This window comes from Sphingomonas epibiotica (assembly GCF_039615155.1).
Taxonomy (GTDB): domain Bacteria; phylum Pseudomonadota; class Alphaproteobacteria; order Sphingomonadales; family Sphingomonadaceae; genus Sphingomonas.
The window spans coordinates 1-3,257 of the sequence record NZ_JBDGHY010000024.1 but is presented as its reverse complement, the minus strand read 5'-3'; the positions used below and the strand labels follow the sequence as shown (position 1 = coordinate 3,257).

4 protein-coding genes are annotated in these 3,257 nt (G+C 65.7%); 1 reads left to right on the top strand and 3 read right to left on the bottom strand.

Features of this window, described 5'->3' with window-relative positions; genetic code table 11:
- Positions 1 to 75: 75 nt before the first annotated feature.
- Positions 76 to 741: a hypothetical protein gene (locus AAIO73_RS20070; RefSeq protein WP_345880548.1), complete on the top strand. Its 666-nt coding sequence runs from the start codon at positions 76 to 78 to the stop codon at positions 739 to 741.
- Here the strand turns inward: AAIO73_RS20070 and tnpC are convergent.
- The 3 genes from tnpC to tnpA are packed head-to-tail and all read right to left on the bottom strand — an operon-like array spanning position 669 to position 3,253.
- Positions 669 to 2,348: an IS66 family transposase gene (gene tnpC, locus AAIO73_RS20065; RefSeq protein WP_526023832.1), complete on the bottom strand. Its 1,680-nt coding sequence runs from the start codon at positions 2,346 to 2,348 to the stop codon at positions 669 to 671. The genes AAIO73_RS20070 and tnpC overlap by 73 nt on opposite strands.
- A 57-nt stretch (positions 2,349 to 2,405) precedes the next feature.
- Positions 2,406 to 2,759, bottom strand: coding sequence for an IS66 family insertion sequence element accessory protein TnpB (tnpB, locus tag AAIO73_RS20060; RefSeq protein WP_345880546.1), 354 nt, complete (start codon positions 2,757 to 2,759; stop codon positions 2,406 to 2,408).
- Positions 2,756 to 3,253 (bottom strand): IS66-like element accessory protein TnpA, encoded by a 498-nt coding sequence (gene tnpA, locus AAIO73_RS20055; RefSeq protein WP_345880550.1) that lies wholly within the window; start codon positions 3,251 to 3,253, stop codon positions 2,756 to 2,758. Before tnpA ends, tnpB begins: the two co-directional genes overlap by 4 nt.
- Between the last annotated feature and the right edge of the window lie 4 nt (positions 3,254 to 3,257).

Sequence of the window (3,257 nt, the reverse complement as noted above, 5' to 3'; positions counted from 1 at the left end):
GTAAGCGTCCGGCGAGAGCCGTCTGCATAATGCGGAACGGTTCAGGCAAAATCTCGACCGTGCTACGGTCCTTGGATGATTGACGCGCCACCTGAACCGATCGACGCCGCACCGGACGATTTGCGCTCCCTATGCTCTACGTTGACGGGGTATGGTCTTGTCGGAACGCGCGGCCTGACTTGGGGTCTCTGGCTTCTGCGGGGGAAGCACCCACCACTGCTGGTCACCAGCGTGAGCCGAGATATCGTGTTCAAATTCGAGGTTTTCACCCTGGCTCTTCGTACGCCAGAACAGCTTCATACTGCCGCTCGCGAAAGCCGACCGCAAATGGAAGAGATGGTCGAGCAGTTGAAGGCTGCTGGTGCAGAATGGGCTGCCGCTCAGCCCTTGCCCGAGCATTTCGAACCAGAAAATGTGAGTAGCTGGCCTTTTGCAAATTGGCGCGTCGATGTTCTATGGAAGCGAGAATGGACGATCCCTCTGGAGACAGTCCCTGACGAATGGTGGAAGAACCCAGCAACCCATTTCGGAGCAGCGCCGTTCGGGTTCACTCACGCATGTTTGGTAGCGAGAGGTTTGTTATTTACTGGCGATGACGGCTCGAGGCTGCTGATCAGCCAAGGTGAGATGCCGCTTGATCTGCTTGTCACGCGTGATGAGGAGCAGATTCAAGCAGAGCTCGAGAGCACGCTTGCTGTAGAAATGACCCGCTGTCTGGTGAATCCTGCACCGGAAACCTGAGCTGTTTGGTCTACCCATGACCACGGCGCAAGTTCGCCGATACGGTTGGCAGGGTGCCCATCGGCGATGCGGGTGAGCACATCGCGCAGCCAGGCTTCGGGATTGATGAAGTTGAGCCGGGCGGTCTGGATGAGCGTGTAGATCGCCGCAGCCCGCTCGCCGCCCTTGTCCGAGCCGGCGAACAGGTAGTTCTTGCGACCGAGCGCGACGGGTCGGAGGCAGTTCTCGGCGCGGTTGTTGTCCGCCTCTAGCCGCGCGTCGTCGCAGAAGCGGGTCAGCGCCTCGCGTCGCTTCACGGCATAGCGGATGGCATCGGCCAGCGCCCCCTTGCCCGAGATGCGCCGCATCGTGTCCCCGGCCCAGTTGAAGAAGCCGTTCACCGCTGCCCTCACGACCTGCCGGCGGTCGTGACGCTCGTCGAGCGGCAGCCCGCGTCCCAACTCCTCCATTTCGTATATCAGGTCGATCATGCTGACGCCGGTGCGGGCCGTGGTCGAGCCGGTCCCCTTCCACACGTCGTAAATCTTGCGCCTGACGTGCGCCCAGCACGCCACCTCGACGATGGGTCCGGGCTGCCGGCGTCCATCGTACAGCTGCTCGTATCCCGCATAGCCGTCCGCCTGCAGGAAGCCGCTGAAGCTGGCGAGATGCGCGCGCGGTCGCTCGCCCTTGCGGTCAGGCGTGTAGAAATATGCCGCTGCCGGCGGGCCAATGCCCTGCCATCCCCGGTCGTCGCGAGCATAGACCCAGAGCCTGCCGGTCTTGGTCTTGCCGCTGCCCGGCGCCAGCACGGGGACCGGCGTGTCGTCAGTGTGGATCTTGTCGGCCGCGAATACATGCGCGCGGATGTGGTCGACCAGTGGCTGGAGCAGCCAGCTGACCTGGCCGACCCAGTCCGCCATGGTCGAGCGGTCGAGGTCGACGCCTTCGCGGGCGTAGATCTCCGCCTGACGGTAGAGCGGGAGGTGGTCGGCGTACTTGGACACCAGCACATGCGCGAGCAGGCCGGGACCAGCCTTGCCGCGCGGAATGGGCAGCGCCGGAGCCGGCGCCTGGGTGATGGCGTCGCAACGCTGGCAGGCGAGCTTGGGCCGGACGTGGCGCACGACCTGGAAGCGGCCGGGCACATACTCCAGCACCTCGGTCACGTCCTCGCCAAGCGCCGACATCGTCCCGCCGCACGCGCCGCAGCCGTCAGCATGCGGAGCGGCGTGGACGACCTCGTGGCGCGGCAGATGGTCGGGTAGTGGCAGGCGCTTGGGCTTGTGCTTCTCGCGGACAGGTGCTGGCACGCCAGCGTCAGCGGATGCGCTGGTCGCCTCGCCCTCGACCGTCTCCAGCTCTTCGAGCCGGAGCTCCAACTGCTCGATCTCGCGCGTCAGACGCTCGGACGACTGGCCGAATTGCATGCGCCGAAGGCGCGCCAGCTGGACCTTGAGCTTCTCAATCTCCAGCGCGGTCAGCTGGATGGTCGCCTTGGCCGCGCGAAGCTCGACCGCGGTGCTGGCCAGTTCGGCAACGGTGGCTGCGTGCTGGGCCTGCAACGCCTGTGCGAAGGCGCGCAGTTCGTCCGGGTCGGAGGGGAGATCGACCATCGCCAGCGACATGGCCCATCCTACCACCGGCCCGACTCAGGCCAAGCGAAAACGACGAAAAAGTGCCGCTCAGACGAGGCTCGGCGCGGTCACCGGAGCCGGCGCCACGGTGCGTCGCCAGTCGATGCCCTCGATGAGCAGCGCCAACTGCGCAGGGCTGAGCACGATGCCGCCGTCGACCAGTGGTGGCCACACGAATCGGCCCTTCTCCAGTCGCTTTGCGAACAGGCACATGCCCGAGCCGTCCCAGTACAGCGCCTTCAGATAGTCGCCGCGCTTGCCCCGGAACACGAACAGATGACCGGAATAGGGGTCAGCGGCGAGCACCTGGCTGGCAAGCGCGGTCAGCCCGTCGAAGCCCTTCTGCATGCTCACCGGCTTGCAGGCGAGATAGACCTTGGTGCCCGGCGCCAGCGCTATCACGACGCGTGCCCCAGCGCCCGCAGCACGCGGGCGAGCGCCTTCTCGTTGACGTAGCTGTCGACGGACAGTCGGACTCCGCTGGCCAAGTCGATGTCGATGCCGCCGGGCCGCGCCCCCGGATGCGGGCGGATCACGTCCTCCGCAGACACGGGAGGTGACGACGGCTTGGCGGGTGCCGGCGCTGGTGTTGCCGGCATCAGCGCCATGCTCGGCTCGGATGCCGTGTCGACCACCACGCCATACGGGATGAACTCCAACGGCTCGCTGGCGATGCCTTCCGCTTTTCGCTGCGCCGAGCGCCAGTTGTAGATGAGGCTCTCGGCAATGCCGAGCCGCCGCGACACCTCGCGCACTGTCACGCCCGGCACAGACGCCTCGGCGACCACCGCCGCCTTCTCCGCCTCGCTGTACGTGCGCCGGCGCTCCGTCCGGGTGATGACCTCCATCCGCCCCATCTCCTGACCTCCTTCTGGACTCCAGAAGGAGACCACCACAGGG